Below are 23,434 nucleotides of genomic sequence, written 5' to 3' on the forward strand. Positions count from 1 at the left end.
ATATAAAAAAGCGTGGTACCTGCCTAATCGGTAAGTACCACGCTTTTTCAATTTACTGAGTTTTGTCCCAGCCTCTTGTTTTTTATTTATTTTAGTTCAATTTCTTCGTAAACTTGTCGACCATTATTGCAATTGCACCATCACCAGTAACGTTCGCAGCTGTTCCAAAACTGTCTTGCGCCATATACAACGCAATCATCAATCCTAAAGCGGTTTCGCCAAATCCTAACATACTACCAAGTAGTCCTAAAGCAGCCATAACCGCTCCTCCAGGCACACCCGGTGCAGCAATCATAATGATTCCAAGCATCATAACAAATGGAAGCATTGTAGCGAAGCTTGGTAAAGAGAGTCCTTCCGTCAACATCATAACAGCGACGGAGCAAGTAACAATTGTGATTGTACTACCCGCTAAATGAATTGTTGCACTTAATGGAACCGCTGAATCTGCTACCCCTTCATCAACGTTGTTCAGTTTCGACTGCCTCACGGTTACTGGGATTGTTGCCGCACTGGACATCGTCCCTAAACCTGTGAAATACGCTGGTAGCATCGTTTTTAATGCACGAAACGGATTTCTTCCTGTAAGCCCTCCAGCAACTACATACAAAATCAATATCCAAACCCAGTGCATAATCACCGCCATGATAAGAACAACTCCAAACGTCTGAAGTGTTCTGAAAACGGCTCCATCAGCAGCCAACTCAGCAAAAATACTTGCAATGTAAAACGGCAAAAGCGGTATAATAATTTTCCAAATCAAACGCTCAACAATTTCTTTTCCTTCGTCAAAAAATGCTCTAATTGTCGGCGTATGTATGCGCGTAATTCCAATACCGAAGACGAATGCCAACACAAGCGCAGTCATGACTCCCATAATTGGATCAATGGTTAACTCAAAATATGGTTCAAAGCCCGCAGTCTCCTCAGCACTTCCACCACCTTGATTAACAACCATTGGGATAATGATAATTGCAATAAAAAATGCCAGTGTCCCCGCTAGAATTGTTGATGAGTATGCGATCGCGGAAGTCACACCGAGCATTTTCCCCGATTCTTTGCCGAAGCTCGCTAGACCACTAATAATAAAGAAGATGATAATCAATGGAATCGTAAATCCTAAAAATTGACCAAAAATCTCTTTGAAAGTAACGATGATACGAATTAGAAATTCAGGAGCAACCAAGCCCACAGCAATTCCCAAAACTACCCCAATTAATAATTTTACTATTAACTTCACTTGAATTCCCCGTTTCCATTTTTGACGTAGTATAGCATTGAAACAAAAACACGACAAGAACAAAAGCGTTTTTCTTCATTATATTTTCTTTTTCATATTGTCTATTATAGTCTCATTTTATGTCTTAAAATATTAAAAAAGAAGCCAGGAAATTCATTCCCCAGCTTCTTAATAGATTTTCTATTCCATTATTTTTTAGGTTCTAAGTCTTCTATCGACTCAACATCCATATACGTCGGTACAGCTAAACCTATTTTTGCGCCCTCTAGGTTTTTCCCTAAGTCTTCATATTCGCCTTCATATTTCTCATAGAAATCCTTATGTGTTTGTGGCATCCAAGGAGCTAAAGAAGCATCAGCATCCCCAGCTGATACAGCTTGGAAAACGATTTGTGGATCTACTGGTGTCAATGTGACATTAAATCCTTTAGACTCCAATGCTATTTTGACGACTTGAGCAGATGAACGTTCTGAATCCCATGGTGTCAACGCTAACTCAATATCCTGGCCATCAACAGAATCTACGCCTTCAGTCCAGCTGTCGACAGTCTCTTGGTTTTCGTCAACCCAATCTTGCGCTGCTTCTTCAAGATCTTTTTCTTGGGCTGCAAGCATAATCGATTCCATATCTTCTACTTCCCAGAAGAAGTTATCAAGAATTTCATACGCTTCTGGCATGTCTTCTTTTAATCCTTTACGAGCGATAGTGGTGATATACTCCTCACCGCCATAAACACCTTTTGGATCGTCAATATATTTGATGTCATACTTTGCGAACATATAGTGTGGGTTCCATGCCGCGATGATAATCTCTTCTTCATTATCAAGCGCTTCGCCAAGCTCTGTTAACATGGCTGCTGTAGAAGATTCTTCATGTGTCCAACCTTCTAGGTTATCGTATTCTTCCAATGCTTTGTTCGTAGCCTGTGAAATTCCTGCACCAGGTTCAATACCAGTTATGGTGTACTCAACTTCTTCACCAACATTCACATCATTCGATCCATTCTCAGCGCTACTCTCTTCTGAATCATCACCACCACAAGCAACAAGTGCTAAAGATAGTCCAGCAACAATTCCTATCTTTTTCAACTTCTTCATGATTAATTAATACTCCCTTTCAGATTTATAATTTTTTGAGGTTTTAAGTATGTCAAAAATACAAGGCTAAACGCTTATCTCCACATACCCTTTAATCATACCGTTTCATAATTTTCTTAACAATTCGTGTTTTTAAGCATTATCCTTCAAATGGGCTTCTGAGTTATCAGCTATATATATCATGATGAAAAATTGAAAAATACCTTTCGAATCATCTAAATTACTACTGAATAATCAACCTGCTTTATTCAGTTAAATTGGTGAATTCAAAAATGCCAGCGAAATTAAATTAAAACAGCACCTACCCATGTGGATAGGTGCTGCTTGCATGATAAAAGGCAAATGAAAATGCGACCGCACACACACTCTAAGTTTACGGGTAGCAACTTTTTGAAACAATCTCTGTTTCCCTTACTTATCCATCAAATTTTATGTTGACCCTTCAAATAACCAATCTAAACTGATAAATTACAAAATACTGTTGAATTCATCAAGAATGCTACGGACTAACTTTTCGATCAATAAAAGAATACATGAATAGTTTCATTAACTTAGCACATATCGGACTTTTTTCAATACAAGTTCGCTTAGTTGCTTATGACCATTTTCATCTAAGTGCATATAATCAATTTCATTCATCACGACTTCTTTGCTCGCGTCCAAGAAAAAGATATTCGTATTCGTCACGAATTCTTTTAAAAAGCCCGGCAACTCACTCGACTTAATGTCGCAATTGTCACCCATTGACTTCCGAATCTCTGTCTTTTTGTAATGTGAGCCAATCATTGGTGGAGCGATTACTAATACTTGAAGCGCTTTATCATAAATCTCCTCATGTGCTTCTTGAGCTTTTTTAGCTAACCTAGTAATACCTTGGGCAATATTGTGAGCCGTCAATCCAAAACGTTCCTTCGTATCATTTGTCCCTAACATGATGATGAGAAGTTCCACTGGTGCATGACTTTTTATGCACGGAACGATATAATCTATACCATTCATTCCTTCAAGTAAAGGGTCGTCCACGACACTCGTTCTTCCTGGTAGCCCTTCTTCAATAACTTGATATTCGTCACTTAATTTTTCTTGTAAAAGACCAGTCCATCTAACGTTTTCAGGAAATCTTTTCATTGTTTCTGCGTTTAATCCCCAAGTATTGGAATCTCCAAAACAAACGATCCGTTTTCTCATAAATAACTGTACCACCTTACTTTGGTAATTTTATATGTACCCTGACCGGCTAATGCGCCCAAATCGCAACTATATGAGCCAAATTTACCTGATATTCTCCCTGAATCCAGATTTATGTGACTTAATCGGCAAATTATGTGACCAAATAAAAGAAATATAAGTCTAAAAGCGAATTATATGAGCCAAACACAAAATATGCCGTCTGGGTAAAATAAAAATCACTACATCAGCAGTGATTTTTAAAATCGTACTTATTTTTCTTTCACATATTGCAATAATTGATAGACAGCGCCTTGTAAGTTGGCATCGTTACCGTTTTGAGCAAGCTTAATCGATAAGGATCTTTCAAAGGAAACCATAATTCGATTATTTACACGCTGCTCTAGTTTATCTAGCAAATAATCTCCTTGTTCTGAAACGCCACCGCCGATAACAATCATAGGTGGGTTAAAGATATGTACCAACGTTTTGATTCCTAAGGCAACGTCATCTACCCAGCGGTTAATGACAGACTCTGCTAGCTTGTCTTCATTTTTTGCTCGCCAAAACAAATCCGGCAAAGAATTATAGTCTTCGATGACACTTCGAGCCCGCTTGCTTAAAGCTTTGCTGGAAGCATACCGTTCATAACAACCCTCATCCCCACACGTGCACGGTTCACCACCTGGGTAAAGGTTCATATGACCAAATTCACCGGCAGAATAAGCAGCTCCATCATAAATCTCTCCATTAATCACAATCGCACCGCCGATTCCTGTGCCGAGTGTCATGCAGAGAAATTGATCAACCTGCTTTGCTGCACCTTTCCAATACTCGCCCATAGCTGCACAGTTGACGTCATTGTCCACTGTAACAGGCACGCCGAACTCAGATTCTAAGATTTCCTTAATATTTAATCCCGTATAATTCGGAAGCGAATCAGTCGCATAAATGACCGTTCCTTCTTTTCGGTTGATTTGACCGGCCGTACTGACAGCAATCCCAGAAAGTTCATAATCAGCTTGCAACTCTCGCACAAGATCTTTCACTTGGTTAAGGATTGCAGGGCCGCCACCTTTTACGTCTGTTGGTGTTTTTGACTTTGTTAGAACCTTACCATGATTATCCAAGACACCGTATTTGATACTTGTTCCGCCTATATCAATTGCTCCTGCTAACACGTTGTCTTCCTCCATTCAATTTTCTATTATTACCTTAAGATGTCGACGAGGAATGTTGAAATTCCAGGAAGAAAGACGAGTAATAACATAACAACGACGATTGGTAAAAGAAACGGCAGGACACCTCGGTACATCGTTCCAACCGGAATATTACCAACCCTTGATACAACGAATAATGCCATTCCCATAGGAGGCGTCAAAATACCGATCATTAAGTTTAGAATCACGAACGCACCGAAGAAAATCGGATCAATTCCGACACTCGTGACGACCGGAATCAATACCGGTACGACAAGGACCAACAAGGCCAATGCGTCGATAAATGTTCCCAATATAATCAATAATAAACTGATCAGTAACAATAAGAAAATAGGTTCTTCTGTTATCCCTAAAAATGCATCAGCTACTTTAATGGCCACTCGCTCTCTTGCTACGAATTGACCAAAGAATTCAATTGCTGCAAGCATCAAGATGACAACACCCGTCATTTTAAACGATTCAACGAAGTTTTCGTATGCCTTCTTCAATGTCAGCTCTTTATAAATAAAGAAACCGAGGAACATCGCATATACCGTACTGACAACAGCAGCTTCTGTCGGCGTGAAAAATCCTGAGAATATACCTACAATAATAATTAACGGTGTAAGCAATGCCCAGAACGCTTCCAAGAAACGCTTCCAGATTATTCTTAAGTTTGCACGTTCAAGAACCTTGTAACCGCGTTTTTTTGCCATAATAAAAGTCGTGATAAACAAAGCGACGGCGATTAATAGACCTGGTACCAAGCCAGCAATGAACATTGAAGCCACCGAAACGTTCGCGATCGCGGCATAAATAATCATGTTCAAGCTTGGTGGAATGATTCCACTTAAAATGGAAGTCGCCGCCGTCAATCCACCATTGAAGTCATCATGGTAACCTGCTTTACGCATTGTGCGAATTTCCAATTGACCTAGACCACCCGCGTCTGCCAATGAGGATCCTGACATTCCGGAGAACATTAAACTTGCCGTAATGTTCACATGTCCGACCCCACCAGGAATATGACCGACTAACGCTAGAGCGAAGTTGAAAATACGATCGGTTATTCCGGACGCGTTCATTAATGTACCTGTCAATATAAAGAATGGGATAGCTAACAATGTAAAATTATTTATTCCATCTATTAATTGAGCACCAGAGGCATAAATCAGGTTCCAGTCACCTAAGACAAAATAAGAAAGCGCAGCAATGAGCAGCGTAAAACCGACAGGAATTCCGATGAAGAGCAACAGAATCCATATGATAAAAATAATCGCAATCTCCATCTATTCCACCTCCGCTGCTTTACTTTGACGCCATTCTTTAATCAAACGCTCAACTAAACGAAAGATCATTAAACCAGTTAGAATTGGCAAGGCTGCATACATATATACATATGAAATCTGCAAAGTTACCATTTCTAAATGCTCTTGTCTTTGAACAATTGTAAAACTAATATAAAACACCGTAATCAATGCGGCTAAGATTAATAGTTGATTAAATAAATAAATCCATTTTTGCATTTTAGCTGGTAACTTATTTACGAAAACGTCAATTGCTACGTGACCTTTATCTTTAATACCAGCTACAATGCCTAAATATCCTGCGTAAATAAAAAGAAGTTTACTCAATTCCTCTGACCACACCAGGGGTACACCGACCCCTTGGCGTGATAGAGTTTGAGCAACTAGAACAATTAACATGACTAGAAATAGGGCACTGCCGATTATTTCTTCTAAGTTGTTATAAATTTTCTTTAACATGAATAATCACCTTCACGGTTTTTGTTTATTCTGCTGCCCCTTGAATCACTTCCATATATTTCTCTGCGTCTTCACCGATATCTTCATAATAATTCGGGTAAGCTTCAGAAACAGCTTCTCTGAACTCATCTAAGTTCGGCTCAGTAATTGTTACACCTTCTTCTTCAAAGAAGGAAATTAACTCTTCTTCTTGTGTTTGGAATAGTTCTGTATGGTGATCTGTCGCTGCATCAATTCCTTCTTCAAGGATTTTGCGAAGATCTTCCGGAAGCTCTTGATATGTCTTCTCACTTACTACATACGTGTTGTCGTTAACAACGTGGTTCGTCAAAGCAATGTAATCTTGAACTTCATGGAAACTTTGCGCTTCAATTGTCGGAAGTGGGTTTTCCTGACCATCTACCTGGCCTGTTTGCAATGCAAGATAAACTTCACCGAATGCCATTGGTGTAGGGTTCGCACCTGTATATTTTGCATAGTCTAGAAGTGTTTGTGCTTCTGGTACACGAAGGCTCATACCTTCCATATCTGCTAGTTCTTCAATTGGAGAGTTAGAAGATGTTACACGCGTTCCGTTGTAAGCACTATCAATAACACGCATACCATGTTCTTCAACTAACTCAGCACGTAGGTCTTCACCGAATTCAGTGTTATAAACAACGTTTTTAATGTGATCAAAATCTTGAATGACATAAGGCATAGCCAATAGTTCCGCACGTGGGATCCACTCACCGAAACGTCCCATCTCTGCTAGCGTAATATCTAATGTTCCATCTTGCAATTGACCTAGCATTGACAAGTCATTTCCTAATTGAGCATCAGGGAAAATCGTTACTGTCAAACGGCCATCACTTTCTTTTTCAACATAATCCGCTAAAAACTCAGCAGCTTTGTACTCATTTGCCTGTGTGTTTGGCTGCATACCGAATTCCAACTCATAAGTTTCACCGGATGCTTCACTGCTTTCACCATTGTCACTGCTTTCGCTACTTTCTTCTCCGTTTGCTTCGCCCTCGTTAGCTGATGAGGAATCTTCATCATTACCTCCACAAGCTGCGATGACCAACAATAAAGCTAGACTTAAGAAAAATAATAAACGTTTTTTAATAATTTTTCTTCCTCCCTATTTGGTTTCCACTTCATTCATTTTTTGAGAAAACTTCTCCGTGATTACTTGCGGTCGTGTGATGGCACTGCCAACGACGACCTTATAAGCACCTAATTCCAATGCCTTTTTCGCTTTCTCTGGTGTATCTATGTTTCCTTCCGCAATGACAGGTATGTTAACCGCTTTCAAAGTTTCTTCTAAAACTTCTAGCGGAACATCCCCTTCTGTGTACGGTGTGTATCCGACTAATGTCGTAGCAACGATATCAACACCAAGCTTTTCGGCATGCACCGCTTCTTCAACTGTTGAAACATCTGCCATGAACTTTTGGTTTGGAAACTTTTCTTTCACTTCTCGAAAGAATTGATCAAAGCTCTTGTTGTGTGGGCGAATTCGATTTGTAGCGTCAAACGCAATAACTTCAACGCCCTCTGTCGCTAATTCTTCCACTTCTTTTAACGTTGCGGTGATTCGAACTTCATTGTCCCCATAATCTCTCTTGATAATCCCGATAATCGGTAGATCAACCTCTTGTTTGATTGCTTGAATATCTGCGACTGTATTGGCACGGATGCCACTCGCTCCACCTTGGTAAGCTGCCAACGCCATTTTGGACATAATCAGCGAGCTGTGAAGCGGTTCTTCTTCTAATGCTTGACAAGACACAATTAATTTTTTACTCATCAACTTATACTCCTACTAAGATGATTTATTTCCCTGAAGCTAAGATGTCAACGATTTCTGATGCTTGTCGTTTTTCATCATCTGTCAATTCTTTGAAAGGGAACTTCATGAAGCCAGCGTCGACTCCTTGCTCTTTCAATACATGCTTGAGTGTCTGATAGACGCCGATGCTTTCCATTTTAGCGATTACTTGATTCATTTCTAGCTGTAAGTTTTTTGCTTCTTTAAGCTCTGAATTTTGAAGTGCATCGAATAATGCTTTTGCTTGCTTTCCTAGTAAGCTGTAAGTACTGCCGATTGCTCCATCTGCTCCAGAAATAATGTATTGAAGCAACATATCATCTGCACCGCCGTAGAACACTTTATCCGGGTACAATTCTTTCAACTTCGTAAGTCTGGAAAGATTTGTGTCGGAATACTTAACACCAACGACATTTGGTATAGCCAATAGCTCACCGTAGTCATCGATTGTCATTTGTGTCCCGGTAAGTACAGGAATGGAATAAACGACCATTGGATGATTCGTTTCTTCCGTGATTCTTTCGTAATAAGACTTGATTTCTTCAAAACTGAACTTGTAATAGTAAGGGGTAATCGCTGACAATGCGTCATATCCAAGTTCCTTGGCTTCGTTACCTAATCTGATTGCCTCTTCGATATTTAATGAACCGATTTGTGCAATCAGTGTAACTGCATCTCCAGCTTCTTCTTTGACGATTTTAAGCAGTTCACTTCTCATGGCTTCGTCCATTAAGAAACTTTCGCCAGTAGAACCGCCTATGTATAAGCCGTCGACTCCCATTACGTCAATATTATGTCGAACCACCTCCCGTAAACCTTTGTCGTTAAGGGTTCCATCTTCATTGAATGGTGTAATCAAAGCTGTCATGATCCCTTTCATACTATACCTCCATCCAGCAGCATTTTAAGAATGCGCTTTCATTCTTGATGATTTATGTGTATCATACCAAATATGAAAGCGTTTTGTCAATAAACTTTAGAAAAGTGGAGGTTTACTCCAAAATACACACCATTCAGACAATTTCTAGTATAATGTGAACTATATAACACATTTCAGAGTCTGCTAAAATGAACAGAATGAATATATTCGACAGAAAAAGGAGGATTATCATGTTCGAGAATATTAACCGAACTACTATTGATTTAACTATTTTAATGGAACAACATAAAAATACGTTTACCAAATCCGAACAAAAGTTGTATACATACATTACAAATAATTTAGATCAAATCGTTTATCAATCATTGACTGAGTTAGCCAATGCCTGCCATGTCGGTGAAGCAACTGTTTTACGTTTCTGTAGAAAATTGGGCTATAAAGGATACCAAGGTTTTAAGCTAGCCTTAGCAAGAGAAATTTCTATGCGTGACCAACAACTCAATGATGATACGTATATCGATAAAGTGAGAAACAACATGGTTCAAGCAGTTGACGATACGTACAAGCTAGTCGATGACGAACAGCTGCAACGGGCCATTGACAAAATCGACCAAGCAACAAACGTCGTTGTTTTTGGTGTCTCTTCTTCTGGAATCGCTGGATTGGATATGCAAAATCGCCTTATGCGAATCGGAGTTAATATTGAAACGATTACCGATTCACACAACCAAGTACTCCGCGCAAACTCGGTAAATAAAGATACAGTTGTGATTGCGATCAGCTTAACCGGTAGTACGAAAGACATTATTGATGCAGTTGAAACCAGTAAAGCTAACGACGCAACAGTCATCGCAATTACGAACTATACCGAATCACCTTTATCCAAATACGCAGACATTGTATTACTGACTTCCGCTAAGGAAAATCCTTTGGATAGTGGATCACTCGTTTCGAAGATCTCGCAACTGTTCGTCATTGATTTATTATGTACGGGAATCACAATGAGAAATTATGAAGACGCCAAAAAGACAAAAGAAAGAATCGCGCAAACCATTTCGAATAAATTGTATTAATTTTCGTTGAGGAGCTGGAAGTTGTCCTTTCTCATCGTTCGGATGGAAAATGATTTCAACACACTAATCGGCTGGACTCTTTTTCATAGTGATGAAAATACCCCCTAGTTAGTCACCTTACTAACTGGGGGGTATTTATAAGGAAGAAGAGCTCATATATTTTGAAATTAGTCACATAATTTTTTTGCTTGGACTCATTTCCTTACGAATCAGACACATATCGTTTCACAAACGGAGCATATTTCGTAAAAAATGACTCATATTTCCCTTAGTGGGGAGCATATCTGCAACAATTGGACTCCTATTATCATTAAATCAGACCTGTTTCAGTCGTCGTTTACGACGTATCTCCTCGTATGCACCTGAGCCGAGAAATACACCGGCTAAAATTAAAATGAATCCGAGAACTTGAGCAAACCCAATAACTTCACCTAAAAAAAGAACCGCACTAATCAACGCGAAAAATGGGTTTAAGTTAAGAAAAATAGCCGTCGCAGCAGGTCCAACTTTTCCAATTGAATCATTGTAAAACATGTGACCTAGCGCTGTTGCAATAACCGCGGAAGCTAAGAAGATTGCCCAGATTCCGATATTTGATTGACCGAGCAAGCTATCTAGACCATTCGGTTCCAAGCATAAACCAATACCAAACAAACCAATCGAACCTATGATTAACATATAGCCTGTTAGCAACCTCGGATCTAACGTCGGTGAAGCCTTAGCAATGATGATAAAACTAATTGCCTGAGCAAGCACCGATAAGAACACATGGATATCTCCAATGGATACCTCACTTAATCCTTCACTTCCAACGATGACTATAAAAGACACACCGATTAATCCTAATAAAAAACCGACAACACGAACCAAAGTCAATCGATTCCCTAAAAAGATAACCGCCATAATCGCTGTCATCAACGGGACTGTACCTAATATCATTCCACCATTTGAAGCAGTTGTTTCAGTCAATCCAACAGATAAAAAGTATTGGTGTCCAACAACACTGAACAGACTCGCTATAATGACCGTACGCCATTCTCTTTTCGTCAATCGCCGAATTCTTTTCATTAACGCCAAGAAAATAAAAACAAAAACACCCGCGACAAATATTCTTGCAGCTGTCATCGTGACCGGCATGAAATTCGTCACTAAAATCTTCGTCGCTGTGACATTGAATCCCCACGCAGCAACAACTAAAAATATAATCAAATAAATCTTCGTTTTTCCCAAATGTCTTCCTTCTTTCTATGTATCTTTCAATCATTCATTGATAGTAACACAAGAACCATTCAGACTCTATGATGCATAAAATTTCATTAAATAATAAATTACTCACATAGCCAAGTCGCGTTATCTTTTTAATGTGATTAGGTGGGTATTTGTTAGATATAACAAGTATTCTGGAGATATAAAAGTCCTAGGTGTGTTATAGGGCAAATTACCACATATAAACGTGTTTGAGAACAGTTGAGCTTATTGATATGTTTATAGAGGTTTGTGAAAAAACGCGTCTCTAATCATTGTCATAACATTAGAGACAGCAATGAAAGATTGACTTTACTATCAAACTTTCATACTTTCCAATATCCCAATAACAACGATCCTCCACTCAATGCAATATTCCATTTACTACGAATGATGCAAGGGAGTTGATCAGGTTGAGTACAAACACCTCTATAACAGATAAAAATCAAACGGAACAGACGAGTGATGACTATTCATTGGATAGGGTACCTCTAAACAAACGAAATATGGGATGGTTGAGTATTACAAACATTACGTTCGGAATTGCTACGGCAATTTTTTATTTTCAAATGGGAAGTGTGATGGCACTGCAATTCGGTGCGATCAACGCTATCATTTCAGCCGTATATGCAATTATCGTCGCAGGAATTCTTGGCACGTTCATCGCCTACTTATCAGCTAAGTCTGGGATGAATGTAAACTTATTGTCACGAGGCGGCGGATTTGGCTATATAGGCGCATCGTTAACCTCCTTTATTTACGCTACGAACTTCATTATGTATTGTGCGTTGGAAGGTTTAATTTTAGTTTCTGCCGTACATGAATTTTTCCCTGTTATCCCTGAGTGGATATTAATTCTTTTCTTCGGTTCCATTGTCATTCCATTAAATTGGTTCGGAATTAAGCAATTGGACAAACTACAAAAATGGTCTTTACCACTATTCTTCGTCTTTTTAATTGCAGCAATCGTCTTAGCTGCCCTTCAAACTTCAGAATATGACGGATACTTTTGGACGTATATGCCAGAGAATGTTCAAGTTGGCGGATCGGCCTTATTACTATGTATTGGGATGCAACATGGAATTATGGGGTTAACCCCGTTACTTGCTTCAGATTATGCTCGTTTTCTCAAACCAAAAGATACGAAGATTGGAATATTTGCAATCGGATTTATCCCACAGATTTTTTGTTTTGGGGTAATGGGTGGACTAGGCATTTGGTTCGGTGTTCGTTTAGGTGAACCGAATCCAGGCGTTTATATTGTACTTCTATTAGGTTTTTGGGGTGCATTGTTCACGATGCTTACACAAGTACGAATCAACGTCACAAATATTTATAGTGGCTCTTTATCACTATCAAGTTTCTTTGAAAACATCTTTCATTTCAAACCAGGACGTCGTTTTTGGGTTGTCGTAACAGGGCTTAGTGCCATTGCATTGATGCTTGGTAAAATCGTCAATCATCTCGATACAGTAATGACCTTCCAAGGTGTTTTCTTATTGGCATGGGCTTCAGTCCTTGTTGCTGATGCGGTTATTGTGAAAAAAATCCTAAAAATCGGTCCAGGATATTATGAAGCAAGACAAGAGAACTTGCACAAATGGAATCCAGTTGGTGTTGGCGCATTAGTCATCTCTACAACTTTAGGTACCATTGCTGCACTTGGATTTATCGGTCCTTTCTTACAAAGCACCGCGGCTTTCTTTGCTTCAGTTTTGGCGGCGATTTTAACGGTTGTTATTGCAATTGTGACGAAAGGAAAATATTACATTTCCGAAGAGGCAACCGATATCGAAAAAGAAGAATGTATTGCTTAGAAAAACATAAAAAAGCACGCCCGTTTAGGCGTGCTTTTCTTGTTGAACTCTGATTATCGTCTCGGCGCCAATTCAATTGCTTGGTCCAACGCTTCTAGCATACTTCTTTCATCTGCAATTCCTTTTCCGGCAATATCAAAGGCAGTGCCATGGTCTACACTTGTACGTATAATCGGAAGACCGACAGTGATATTGACTCCTGCTTCAAGTCCTAACACCTTGATTGGCCCGTGCCCCTGATCATGATACATCGCTACAACGATATCGAAATCGCCTCGTTGTGCACGGAAAAACAATGTGTCCGCAGGGAGCGGCCCTTCGACATCAATACCTTCCCCTGTTGCACGCTCGATCGCTGGAATGATCTTTTCTTCTTCCTCACCATAGCCGAATAATCCATTTTCACCTGCGTGCGGATTAATTCCACACACACCGATTTTCGGTTGGTCAATTCCTGATTTATTCAATGTATCATGTGCTAACCGGATGACTTTATATACACGTTCTGGCTCAATCATATTGATCGCATCAATTAACCCTACATGGGTTGTCACATGGATGACTTTCAACTTAGGAGATGAAAGCATCATGGAAAAATCTTTTGTATCGGTCAATTCCGCCAGTATCTCTGTATGTCCTGGGTAAATATGACCGCCTTTATGCAATGCTTCTTTATTTAATGGTAAAGTACAAATTGCATCAATTTTATTCTCGTTTGCCAGTTCAATTGCTGTACGTAGATATTCAAACGCAGCATGACCCGCTTCACTGGAAACCTCGCCAAAAGGAAGGTCTGCTGGTAAAATATCTAAATCAATACAAGCAATTTCACCGTATGTTGCTGTAAATTCCGTATCTTTATCGATCACTTTAATAGACGCTTCTATATTTAATCTCTCTACTGCTTTATTCAGCATTTTTGCATCACCAATAACAATTGGTGTAGCTTCTTGATATATTCTCTCTGTCTGTAAACTTTTAACGATGATTTCAGGACCGACGCCTGCTGCATCACCCATTGTTATTCCTATAATTGGCTTGTTAGACATGGTTATGAACTCCTTTTAATTCAAGCATTGCATGGTGAATGGAAGCTTCCGTTCCAAAAGCACCTGCTTTCGTGATGACTAAGTAGTCTTTTTCTGGTCCGATCAATGTTCCTAAAGGAATACCCGTTTCCACTTCTTGAATCAGTTGAAAACCTAGTCCTCCTAAGTGGCGGGATGTGTCTTTTGCCGTGTCTCCACCCGTTAAAACAAAGCCGCTCAGATCTCTATTTTTTAAAGCTACTTGTTCAACGATTTCACCGATGCCGTTTGAGATTCGCTCACCAATTGCGTTTTTTGTTAAATTCAGTTTTGTTCCGATTGCTTTTACGTCACCGCGCGCACGTTCATCCGAAGGTACATATAAGACGACATCTTTCTCTTTTGCAAAACCTTCTAAACAACGTTCAATATACGTTTGTCGAGCATATTCCCATTCATCGGAAAAGAAGATGGTCGGGTCGATTTCAACGGCTTCAATCTGTGGTTGATTTGCTGCATATTGAACCTGTTTTTGTGTAACCTGTGATAAACTGCCGCAAACTGTCATCACATGTGTCACTTTTCGTTCGACTTGCTCTCCGACTTCACTCTGAAGACCTAACGTTTCCGGTATAACTTCCGCCAAACCAGCAGAGCCTGCCCAGATGACATCGCCAGAAACCGAGCTCATTTTTTTTGCTCCCTCCCGAAGTTCCTCGAGAGTTTCTGCATCACAGACAAGATATGATATTCCTTGAGCCTTAAAGCTCTCAATCTTCTTCGAAAACGAGTCTTGATCTGCATGAAGATCTTCTTGACGAATCAGGCCAACCGATACGCCAATCTCTTCCTCAATCAATGCTTGAATCGATGAATTTTTCACCGGATGCTTCGGATCTTTTGCAGTTTCTGTGTCTGCTAATTTCACACCGTTCACGTAGTGGATTCCATCTTTTGTTGTTCGGCCAAGCGACGGGAACGCCGGTGCAATGAAAATAAACTCCGGATTAAAAACGTTGTCCAATGCTTGTAATTCGGTACCGATGTGCCCTCTTAATGTCGAATCCATTTTTTTATAAATTGTAGTAAATCCTGATTTTTTTAAGTATTCACCAGCTTGAGTTGTGATGGATATAGCTTCTTCTTTCGTTAAGGCGCGTGAATTTGTGTCGATCACTAAACCGTGATTAAGTCTATTTGATATTTGCGGAATGTCAAACAACACTGACGTAGGTATTCCCTTTTTTGTTAATTGAACACCTGAATCATTTGCGCCGGTCAAGTCATCCGCTATTATTCCTATTTGTAATTTCATTGTTGATAACTTCCTTTAAAATTATTCATGCACCACATAATCGTCCGGTATGTTCACACCTTTTTTCTCCAAACGTTTTACTAAAAATCCGACATAGATTGGTAGTAAAACTGCAGTCGTTACCGTAGATGCAGCTACTTGAACGGTCGCCAAGTCAACGTGTGTTGCAAATGTTGCACTTGCTGCTGCAATCGCTGCTGGTGTTGCTACAGCGTTTCCTGCGGTCGATCCTTCTGCAGCACCGGCAATCGGATTCCACTTAAGTGCTCTAAACACAAAGTAACCCGCAGTACCTGTAATGAATACTGTTGCGACACCCAGTAGAACACCTGATAATCCACCGTTAATGATTGCATTGAAATCAATACCCATACCTAATGCAAAAGCAAAGAACGGAATTAGCATTGAACTACCTTTATCCAGGAACTGTCGCATTTCGTCGTCCAAGTTTCCTAAAACCATACCTACAATTATTGGTAGTAAAACAGATATGAATGATACGAAAGAGAACAACCCGTCCACAAAGCCCATTGCACCGAATATCGCTAATGCAACCATCGTGAAGAACGGTCCATCGTTCAATGCTAAAAGCGAATAAGCTGCACGATCTGTTTTGTCACCATATTGTCCAACGAGCGCGACGTACAAGCCACCGTTACTATTGGTCATAGCAGCGATAATTGCGATTGGCGCTAACCCTAACCATAATCCGTTGTCTCCTGCGAACATATACGCGAGTAAACCGAATATTGCTCCGACAAACCATTTGGTTGCCAACAATGTCGCACCTTTCCCGAGGCTGACACCGACGTTTCGTAGATTAATTTGTGCACCTGTACACAAAAGGAACAGGGCAATTAATGTTCCTGCACCATCAACAAATAATTGTTGTGTGAAGTTACCGATTCTTAATAAATCGGGTGCAAATGTATTGAGTGTTGCAGCAAGCAATAATGGGACAACCATCATGCCTCCTGGAATTCGATCCAATGTTGCTTTAATCTTCATTGTTCTCCTCCTTCATATGTAAATCGTTTAAATTTCTAACACCAATAAAGCGGTTACACGTGTAATAATAATTTAATCCGATTAAATTTGCAACATTATTTTACAATATTTTTCTGAAATGTTCTCAATACCTTAAATTCGTTGCAAAATGAAACAAAAAAAGAGAGCCTAGTAGACTCTCTTTGGATATTAGTATCCTATAAATTGGTGTTTATTATTCATCTCTTAATTTTCGCCACAATGTTGAACGGTTAATCCCTAATCTCTTGGCTGCCTTCGTTTGGTTTTGATTCTCTTCCATTAATACTTGCTGAATGATTTGCTTTTCCATTTCTTTCAATGTGCCATTTATTGTTAATGATTCTACTGACTCATTTGCTAGATTATCCTTATTCATAACCTTTTTCACGTCGGACACATCAATGTAATAACCTCTCGTTAAACAACTTAATTGCTTCACAACCGAACGTAATTCAGGAAGATTCCCCTTCCAATCATATTGCAATAAGTACCGAGCCGCTTCCTCATTTACCCCGACGGTCTCACTACCCTTTTCCATATGCATCTCCGTCAAGAAATAGTCAACGAAAGCCAATATATCTTTCTTTCGTTCTCGAAGGGGTGGGAGGAAAATGATCTCGTCGTCATAATAAGTGATCGCATCGGTTTCCCGCAAATCTTCCTGTAAAGTGATCACTTTTATTTGATTCGATAAGTCCGTCAACAGATACAAAAGTTCTTTTTTAATATCATAAGTAACTAAATCTGTATTTTTCACAATCACTGTTCCGCTGGTCAATGAGTTAAATATTTTCTTTAAATAAGGCAAGGTTTCTCTCGTAAAAAGTGAACCTTGAATCTCTACAATCGGTGCCGTATGATCAAATCGCTTAAAATGAATTTGTTGAGCAACCGTATATTTACCTGTTCCCCGCTCCCCTACAAGACGGGTAATTTCGTTGGTCGCCGCTGCACGGTCAACCTTCTCCTCAAGCTGTTCAATCCATTCACTATCTCCGATCAGTGGTTGATGAGCTGGGTCATTCACCACTGATATCACGCGCTCACCATCACGGTTATTTACTGATGCATTCAATTGAATCCCTACAATCTTTTCTCGATTGCTTATAGGGAAACCTTGAAGTTGATAAATGCGCGATTCAAATTCAATTTCTTCCCACTGTGTTTGTTGATAATCAATAACTCGCTTGATTAGTCTGGATAGGGACTCTGCTCGTACCAATTCATTCGCCTTATCTATTTTCGCAAATGATTCATTCTGTTCGATGACCTTTCCTTTCTCATCCACCAAAACCAATGGAAGTGGTATCTGTTCAAAGGCTTGTTTATAAATATGATGACGGTAATTAACTCTTCGGAAAAAGTGATGAATTCGCTTTGCTTCATCGATGGCGTTCATAATTGCTTCTCTTCCGGAAGTAATCAAGACACCTCGCAAGCCAAGTCGCTGAGCAACTTCAACGGTTATGACATCTCCAATCACAACAGCAGTGCCATCCTCTTTCAATTGTTCTAATTTCGCTCGAACTTCACTCGAAGATTCAATCGTCACCATTTTTACGTCAAACTCTAAAATCTCACAAATGGTCACTGCACCTTCAGAAATATTTCTAAACCCAACAAGAGCCACTCCAGTTTTCACACCACTGATCAAGGTAAATACACGCAACATATCATAGCCAGTAATATCAATATGCACGACAGGAATGGAAACGGATTCTTGAATTAGTGATGCCGTACCACCACGACTGATAATAATATCATAGCCTACCTCTTTTGCCCGCTTAGCTTCAATGACGCCCTCTTCCAAGTTTGCTACTGTCGTATCTAATTGAATATCAGCTGGAATATCCATATTTTTCGCTGTTTCAGCCAGACCATTGTATGGCGCTACAAGTAAAACCTTAATCATAAAAACCCCTCATCCGTTGCATATTTCAACAATTGTATTATGCCATAAAGTGATTTTCATGTCATGCCTGGTGGGAGGGATTTTTTTATTTGGGTACGAAACGCTGGAGCGATGTAGGTTAACACTGAAGTTGAGCGAATTAACGCTGAAGTGACGAAGGTTAACACTGAAGTCATAAAACCGGATGATGGATAGCAAACCATTGTCGTGCATGATTCACAAAAAATGTTCTATTCAAGGATAGCATGCACTATTTTCGAATAGAGAGGCTCTATTCAAGGGTAGAGAGTAAAAAAATAAACTACCCCGAATAGAAAGGTTCTAATCGTGGGTAGTGCTTAAAAATAAGGGTTTATCTTTAAAACGACCGAATTATTTAAATGCATTTCGCCCATTTTCATCTTCGTAGGATTAGTCTTACTTCCAGCCAAAATCAATTTGTTTCTCATTATCATTTAAAAATAGGGACATTTCTTTCGGCTTCGTTTCTGCAATTTTTCTTCCGTTTCGATAAGAGGCCAGCACTTCTGCTTGTGTTCGAATCGCATCATACCGATTCGTCGCATTCAAGATAATAAAATTCGCTGGCTTCCCTTCTTCGATTCCATATCGATCCTGGATATTCAAGGTAACTGCACTATTTTCGGTAATATAATCAAACGAATCATTTATTTGTTGATAGCCCATCAAATGAGTGACGTGAAGACCCATTTGGAGTACCTGCAACATATTCCCCGTTCCTAGTGGATACCACGGATCGACGATGTCGTCATGACCAAAACAAACATTGAGACCCGCTTCAGTCAACTCCTTCACTCGGGTTACGCCACGTCGCTTCGGATAATCATCAAAGCGACCTTGTAAATGGGTATTCACAAGTGGATTGGCGACAAAGTTGATATTCGAGAGCTTTAAGATTTTCATTAATTTCGATACATATGCCCCATTATACGAATGCATTGCTGTCGTATGACTTGCTGTCACTCGGTTGCCTAATCCTCGCTCATACGCTTCTGTTGCAACAACCTCCACAAAACGCGATTGTTCATCATCAATTTCATCACAGTGAATATCGATGAGCTTGTCGTATTTTTCCGCTAAGTCAAACGCTATTTTCATCGATTTAATCCCGTATTCACGGGTAAATTCGAAGTGGGGGATGCCACCGACAACATCCGCACCCATTTTCAATGCTTCTTCAACCAGCTCTGACCCATTTGGATAAGATAAATAACCTTCCTGAGGAAAAGCGACCAACTGAAGATCAACATAATCCGCCATCTCTTCTTTCACTTCGAGTAATGCCTTCAAGGCTGTTAATGTTGGATCACAGACGTCTACATGCGTACGAATATGTTGAATTCCTTGACTAACCTGCCATTGAATCGCTTTTGTCGCTCGTCGTTTAACATCGTCAACCGTCAATAATTGCTTTCTCTCAGCCCACGTTTCAATGCCTTCAAATAACGTGCCGCTTTCATTCCACTTTGGCTCACCAGCTGTCAGTGTCGTATCTAAATGAATGTGTGGCTCAATGAAAGGTGCACTCACAAGCTTGCCACCTACGTCCAATGCTCCATCGACCGGCTTAGCTTGTTCGATTTTTTTGAACAGCCCATTTTCAATATGAATGTTCCATAAACCTTCTCGTTTTGTTAGTGAAGCATTTTGGATAATCATTTATTATACCTCTTTTCCTAATACTGCATTCGTTTTGGCTCCCATAACGCGCTCCACAACGAATGTTAAACTCGTGAATAAGATAACCGAACCAATCATGCCATTTAGTGGGGGAATGCCAGGGAGTAACTGCGCCGCCGCAAACCCACCACCCCACGCGATAATCGCCGGCCAACGAACAGGTGGGAATGACATTTCTTTCAACGGTGCGTAGTGACCTTTTCTTAGTATAAAGAAATCGGCAAGTAAAATTGCTCCAATCGGAGGTAATGCTGCTCCTAATAAAGATAACCAACCGACGAAGTTATTGTACAACCACATCGCAAAAATTGTTCCGATGATTCCGTTAAAAACGACGAGCTTATTTTTTTTCATTTTCGTAATGTTTGAAAACCCAAGTCCTGATGCATAGAGCGCGTTATCATTCGTCGTCCAAATGTTTAATCCGAGGACGATAATCGCTGGAACAATTAACCCTTGCACAAACATGACCTCTGAAATGTCTCCAAATCCAGTAGCGATTGCCCCAACTGCTCCGAATAAGAACATTAATGAATTTCCGATAAAAAACGCGATTAATGTAATGATGACGGCTGATTTTTTCGTTTTCGCAAACCGAACGAAATCCGGCGTTAGCGTACCTGCACTCGCAAACGACCCAACACAAATCGTTAATGCAACGGCGAGTCCTAATGACGTTTCAGGTTTATAGTTAGCTAGTTGGGCCAGACCTCCTAGATCGTCAATTGCTATTCCAACAGACACGCTCCCGATGATTGCGATAGCAGGAACCGCTATAAAACTTAAAATGGCCAAGGCTTTCATGCCATAAAACGCGGATGCCGTCATGACAATACCTGAAAGGATGACTAACAGCCACATATCAATCCCTGTCACCTTGTGCACAGGAACGGCGAACATTGCCAAGCCCACACCGAACCAACCGACTTGTGTTGCGCCTAGTAAAAATGAAGCTAAATACGAACCCTTTTCACCAAATGCGTATCTTGCAAGCAAGTGTGTCGACAAACCCGTTTTTGCAGCCATATACGCTAAGCCACTCGTGTATAGCCCAAGAATTAAGTTTCCTAATAACACCATCCAAATGAACTCTTGGAAGGTTAATCCCAATCCTAGTTCGCCACCCGACAACATACTTGCTGAGAAAAACGTTAATCCCATCATCACTGCAAACATTTTCATAAAACCGACCCGATGAGATTGTGGTACTGCACGTAATGAAAATTCATGATCCATATACAATTCCTCCTTGTCTTTTCACTGGCACCAAGTCGAACAAGGAGATTTACAAATTTTCGCATAAAAAAAGCTCCTTGCCCGACCGACAAGAAGCTTTTAGAAATAGAATGACGTGCTGATACGTGTATACACGTATCCCATTTCTAAACCGTTGTCCTTGTCAGTCTCTCTGGACTGAATTAAAGGTACCTATATGTGATTGTTCTCATTATTACAATGTGAACGTCGATTGTCAAGATAAATGTGGCTTGATTTTACCGATTCTTCCGATGAAGCTGAACGTGAAGCTCACGCACTTCCTCAGCCAGTTCAGGGACAGGGCCATCTACTACCGCGTCGCGAATCACCTCTTGAATCGGTAAATTGTAAACAAGTGGGTTCTACATCTGAATCGTTTAGTGAAGTAGCAAATTTAGGTCTACATGTATCACTTTTGTAACGTCTAAACTCCTATTATCAGCCATAGTATTTAATTATTTTTGGTTCGTAGTTTGATATTACTTCAAAAACATCATCTCCAGTCAGATATAAATGATGCTCTACTGTGGGATAAAGTTGTTTATTAGCTATATGGTTATCGTCAAATGACTTAATATAGGAAGAATTAGATACTTTAAAAAAATATGGGGATTCATCGGAATTTAAATAGGAAAAATCTTGATCTAACCTACTCAAATCTGACCTCCCTATCTCCGTTCCATACCGAAAGCTCCAAACAACGTACTCTAAAGGGCATTCCTGATCATACACAATTTTTATTCTATTACTATAAAAGTCTTTGAAAATTATGGTCAATGAATCGGGCTTGCAAGCCACTTCCTCCATAACTATTTCTGATGGGTTTTTACCCTTTAAAGTCATGTCAGGTTGCCAAACATGGAGTTTTTCTCCATTTTTTTTCTTCATTATAATCAACTACCTTATTTATATCTAATTTTGTCCCAAACCCTCGAGTTTGATGCTGGATATTGCAGAGTTGGTTTACCTGTAGATGTTGCTCTTGGATAATATGTTACAGTCTTTCCATCGTATTGCCTTGTCAATACACCGTCTGGTAAATTTTGAGTCTTACCTGGCATTTTATAAAAGTCATTTAATGCTCCACTTCTCCCTGTGTACTTATCGTAATTATTAACTTTAGATGTTTGGTTGGTGAGGTTAGCAGAGGATTTTATTCCATTCCATTTTATTTGGCCAGCACCACCACACATAATTCTAAAATCCTCAGTATCACTCTCAGTTGGAGCTGGGCTAACATTTATCTCAATACTTTTTATTTCACAACCACCTGGCATTGCATTTATTCCTTGCTCACCACTAATAACCATATAAGTAGGAATTAGTAAAAGTAAAAATAACGTTTTAAAAATAAATCTCTTGCTTATTTTTTTGAACATTACCCCACCTCTTTAGAATTTACCTAAGTTTCATGCTTTATTTTCTCCTTTCTTTATTATTTGTTTGAATACTATCACAAATATACAAAGATAAAACTTAATATATTGAAAATATAGAAAGTTTTAGTTTTATTATACTCAGTAGTTTTGCATAAAAGTACAAATAATTCTTACTAAAGGAAACTAATTATTTTCAAACTTGCTCCTGAGTCTATACAAAAATATAAATTGGAAAAATAGGGAATCAGCAAACCGTTTATCAGGAGAAAAAACCAAGAGTCGATAAAAGATACACTTGGCTATCATATTCACCGTAACATTCCTAAGACATAGATAGGATATTTCACGTGATGTTGTAAAGAATCCCCCGTTACATTAATCGACAGATATTTCTATCGTAGAAGTCGGCATTAACAGGATTTCAGTATAAAAGGAATGAACAAATGCTTCTTGACTAAATGATAAGAAGCTATTCCCTTTTAACATCACTTAAACCAGCTCAATTTATCGACTGTT

20 protein-coding genes and 1 pseudogene are annotated in these 23,434 nt (G+C 39.5%); 2 read left to right on the plus strand and 19 right to left on the minus strand.

The genetic code is table 11. From position 1 onward, the window contains the following. Positions 1–91: 91 nt before the first annotated feature. The 9 genes from KC820_RS09535 to KC820_RS09575 all read right to left on the minus strand — a co-directional run bounded on the left by KC820_RS09535 (position 92) and on the right by KC820_RS09575 (position 9,162). Positions 92–1,240 carry a dicarboxylate/amino acid:cation symporter gene (locus tag KC820_RS09535; protein ID WP_212370505.1) on the minus strand — a complete coding sequence of 383 codons (1,149 nt, stop codon included), beginning with the start codon at positions 1,238–1,240 and terminating at the stop codon, positions 92–94. A gap of 188 nt (positions 1,241–1,428) precedes the next feature. Beyond that, positions 1,429–2,337, minus strand: coding sequence for a glycine betaine ABC transporter substrate-binding protein (locus tag KC820_RS09540; RefSeq protein WP_212370507.1), 909 nt, complete (start codon positions 2,335–2,337; stop codon positions 1,429–1,431). A gap of 546 nt (positions 2,338–2,883) precedes the next feature. Then, positions 2,884–3,525, minus strand: a complete 642-nt coding sequence (locus tag KC820_RS09545; RefSeq protein ID WP_212370509.1) for a GDSL-type esterase/lipase family protein — start codon at positions 3,523–3,525, stop codon at positions 2,884–2,886. 251 nt (positions 3,526–3,776) lie between these two features. Next, the gene (locus KC820_RS09550; RefSeq protein WP_336511038.1) at positions 3,777–4,685 is read right to left on the minus strand and encodes an ROK family protein; all 909 of its coding nucleotides are present in this window, start codon (positions 4,683–4,685) and stop codon (positions 3,777–3,779) included. Between the two features lie 29 nt (positions 4,686–4,714). Then, complete coding sequence (locus KC820_RS09555) at positions 4,715–5,992, minus strand: TRAP transporter large permease (protein ID WP_212370512.1); 1,278 nt, start codon at positions 5,990–5,992, stop codon at positions 4,715–4,717. Beyond that, the gene (locus KC820_RS09560) at positions 5,993–6,469 is read right to left on the minus strand and encodes a TRAP transporter small permease (protein ID WP_212370515.1); all 477 of its coding nucleotides are present in this window, start codon (positions 6,467–6,469) and stop codon (positions 5,993–5,995) included. Between the two features lie 25 nt (positions 6,470–6,494). Further along, positions 6,495–7,538 (minus strand): sialic acid TRAP transporter substrate-binding protein SiaP, encoded by a 1,044-nt coding sequence (locus KC820_RS09565; RefSeq protein ID WP_236782604.1) that lies wholly within the window; start codon positions 7,536–7,538, stop codon positions 6,495–6,497. Positions 7,539–7,592: 54 nt separating this feature from the next. Then, the gene (locus KC820_RS09570) at positions 7,593–8,261 is read right to left on the minus strand and encodes an N-acetylmannosamine-6-phosphate 2-epimerase (protein WP_212370516.1); all 669 of its coding nucleotides are present in this window, start codon (positions 8,259–8,261) and stop codon (positions 7,593–7,595) included. 25 nt (positions 8,262–8,286) lie between these two features. After that, positions 8,287–9,162: an N-acetylneuraminate lyase gene (locus KC820_RS09575; RefSeq protein WP_212370518.1), complete on the minus strand. Its 876-nt coding sequence runs from the start codon at positions 9,160–9,162 to the stop codon at positions 8,287–8,289. A gap of 230 nt (positions 9,163–9,392) precedes the next feature. On the opposite strand from KC820_RS09575, the gene KC820_RS09580 reads away from it, so the two are divergent. Continuing rightward, positions 9,393–10,235 carry a MurR/RpiR family transcriptional regulator gene (locus KC820_RS09580; RefSeq protein ID WP_212370521.1) on the plus strand — a complete coding sequence of 281 codons (843 nt, stop codon included), beginning with the start codon at positions 9,393–9,395 and terminating at the stop codon, positions 10,233–10,235. Between the two features lie 315 nt (positions 10,236–10,550). Here KC820_RS09580 and KC820_RS09585 read toward each other — a convergent pair whose 3' ends face one another. Beyond that, the gene (locus KC820_RS09585; protein ID WP_212370523.1) at positions 10,551–11,465 is read right to left on the minus strand and encodes a DMT family transporter; all 915 of its coding nucleotides are present in this window, start codon (positions 11,463–11,465) and stop codon (positions 10,551–10,553) included. Between the two features lie 428 nt (positions 11,466–11,893). Here KC820_RS09585 and KC820_RS09590 point away from each other — a divergent pair, with 428 nt between their 5' ends. Continuing rightward, on the plus strand, positions 11,894–13,297 hold the full coding sequence (locus KC820_RS09590; RefSeq protein ID WP_212370526.1) for a purine-cytosine permease family protein: 1,404 nt from the start codon (positions 11,894–11,896) through the stop codon (positions 13,295–13,297). 53 nt (positions 13,298–13,350) lie between these two features. Here KC820_RS09590 and pdxA read toward each other — a convergent pair whose 3' ends face one another. The 9 genes and pseudogenes from pdxA to KC820_RS09630 all read right to left on the minus strand — a co-directional run bounded on the left by pdxA (position 13,351) and on the right by KC820_RS09630 (position 22,918). Continuing rightward, positions 13,351–14,346, minus strand: coding sequence for a 4-hydroxythreonine-4-phosphate dehydrogenase PdxA (gene pdxA, locus KC820_RS09595; protein WP_212370529.1), 996 nt, complete (start codon positions 14,344–14,346; stop codon positions 13,351–13,353). Next, a complete protein-coding gene (locus KC820_RS09600; RefSeq protein ID WP_212370532.1) occupies positions 14,339–15,640 on the minus strand; it encodes a four-carbon acid sugar kinase family protein in 1,302 nt (433 codons plus the stop codon). Before KC820_RS09600 ends, pdxA begins: the two co-directional genes overlap by 8 nt. A 21-nt stretch (positions 15,641–15,661) precedes the next feature. Further along, the gene (locus KC820_RS09605) at positions 15,662–16,648 is read right to left on the minus strand and encodes a 2-keto-3-deoxygluconate permease (protein ID WP_212370534.1); all 987 of its coding nucleotides are present in this window, start codon (positions 16,646–16,648) and stop codon (positions 15,662–15,664) included. Between the two features lie 214 nt (positions 16,649–16,862). After that, positions 16,863–18,581 (minus strand): PrpR N-terminal domain-containing protein, encoded by a 1,719-nt coding sequence (locus tag KC820_RS09610; RefSeq protein WP_212370536.1) that lies wholly within the window; start codon positions 18,579–18,581, stop codon positions 16,863–16,865. 417 nt (positions 18,582–18,998) lie between these two features. Further along, the gene (gene codA, locus KC820_RS09615; RefSeq protein WP_212370538.1) at positions 18,999–20,261 is read right to left on the minus strand and encodes a cytosine deaminase; all 1,263 of its coding nucleotides are present in this window, start codon (positions 20,259–20,261) and stop codon (positions 18,999–19,001) included. A gap of 3 nt (positions 20,262–20,264) precedes the next feature. Then, complete coding sequence (gene codB, locus KC820_RS09620) at positions 20,265–21,518, minus strand: cytosine permease (protein ID WP_212370540.1); 1,254 nt, start codon at positions 21,516–21,518, stop codon at positions 20,265–20,267. Between the two features lie 257 nt (positions 21,519–21,775). Next, positions 21,776–21,892, minus strand: a pseudogene (locus KC820_RS13240) (nucleoside deaminase); the annotation flags it as partial. Between the two features lie 85 nt (positions 21,893–21,977). Further along, positions 21,978–22,427, minus strand: coding sequence for a hypothetical protein (locus KC820_RS09625; RefSeq protein WP_212370542.1), 450 nt, complete (start codon positions 22,425–22,427; stop codon positions 21,978–21,980). A 14-nt stretch (positions 22,428–22,441) separates the two neighbouring features. Continuing rightward, positions 22,442–22,918 (minus strand): hypothetical protein, encoded by a 477-nt coding sequence (locus tag KC820_RS09630; RefSeq protein WP_212370543.1) that lies wholly within the window; start codon positions 22,916–22,918, stop codon positions 22,442–22,444. Positions 22,919–23,434 lie beyond the last annotated feature (516 nt).

The sequence above is a fragment of the Allobacillus saliphilus genome (genome assembly GCF_018138385.1).
GTDB lineage: Bacteria > Bacillota > Bacilli > Bacillales > Alkalibacillaceae > Allobacillus > Allobacillus saliphilus.

Bases quoted from the DNA above. Each gene is read 5' to 3' on its own strand.
- KC820_RS09570 (WP_212370516.1), bottom strand. From the start codon at position 8,261: ATGAGTAAAAAATTAATTGTGTCTTGTCAAGCATTAGAAGAAGAACCG.
- KC820_RS09605 (WP_212370534.1), bottom strand. From the start codon at position 16,648: ATGAAGATTAAAGCAACATTGGATCGAATTCCAGGAGGCATGATGGTT.
- KC820_RS09630 (WP_212370543.1), bottom strand. From the start codon at position 22,918: ATGTTCAAAAAAATAAGCAAGAGATTTATTTTTAAAACGTTATTTTTA.
- KC820_RS09610 (WP_212370536.1), bottom strand. From the start codon at position 18,581: ATGATTAAGGTTTTACTTGTAGCGCCATACAATGGTCTGGCTGAAACA.
- codA (WP_212370538.1), bottom strand. From the start codon at position 20,261: ATGATTATCCAAAATGCTTCACTAACAAAACGAGAAGGTTTATGGAAC.
- codB (WP_212370540.1), bottom strand. From the start codon at position 21,518: ATGGATCATGAATTTTCATTACGTGCAGTACCACAATCTCATCGGGTC.
- KC820_RS09540 (WP_212370507.1), bottom strand. From the start codon at position 2,337: ATGAAGAAGTTGAAAAAGATAGGAATTGTTGCTGGACTATCTTTAGCA.
- KC820_RS09560 (WP_212370515.1), bottom strand. From the start codon at position 6,469: ATGTTAAAGAAAATTTATAACAACTTAGAAGAAATAATCGGCAGTGCC.
- KC820_RS09625 (WP_212370542.1), bottom strand. From the start codon at position 22,427: ATGAAGAAAAAAAATGGAGAAAAACTCCATGTTTGGCAACCTGACATG.
- KC820_RS09575 (WP_212370518.1), bottom strand. From the start codon at position 9,162: ATGAAAGGGATCATGACAGCTTTGATTACACCATTCAATGAAGATGGA.
- KC820_RS09600 (WP_212370532.1), bottom strand. From the start codon at position 15,640: ATGAAATTACAAATAGGAATAATAGCGGATGACTTGACCGGCGCAAAT.
- KC820_RS09580 (WP_212370521.1), top strand. From the start codon at position 9,393: ATGTTCGAGAATATTAACCGAACTACTATTGATTTAACTATTTTAATG.
- KC820_RS09555 (WP_212370512.1), bottom strand. From the start codon at position 5,992: ATGGAGATTGCGATTATTTTTATCATATGGATTCTGTTGCTCTTCATC.
- KC820_RS09545 (WP_212370509.1), bottom strand. From the start codon at position 3,525: ATGAGAAAACGGATCGTTTGTTTTGGAGATTCCAATACTTGGGGATTA.
- pdxA (WP_212370529.1), bottom strand. From the start codon at position 14,346: ATGTCTAACAAGCCAATTATAGGAATAACAATGGGTGATGCAGCAGGC.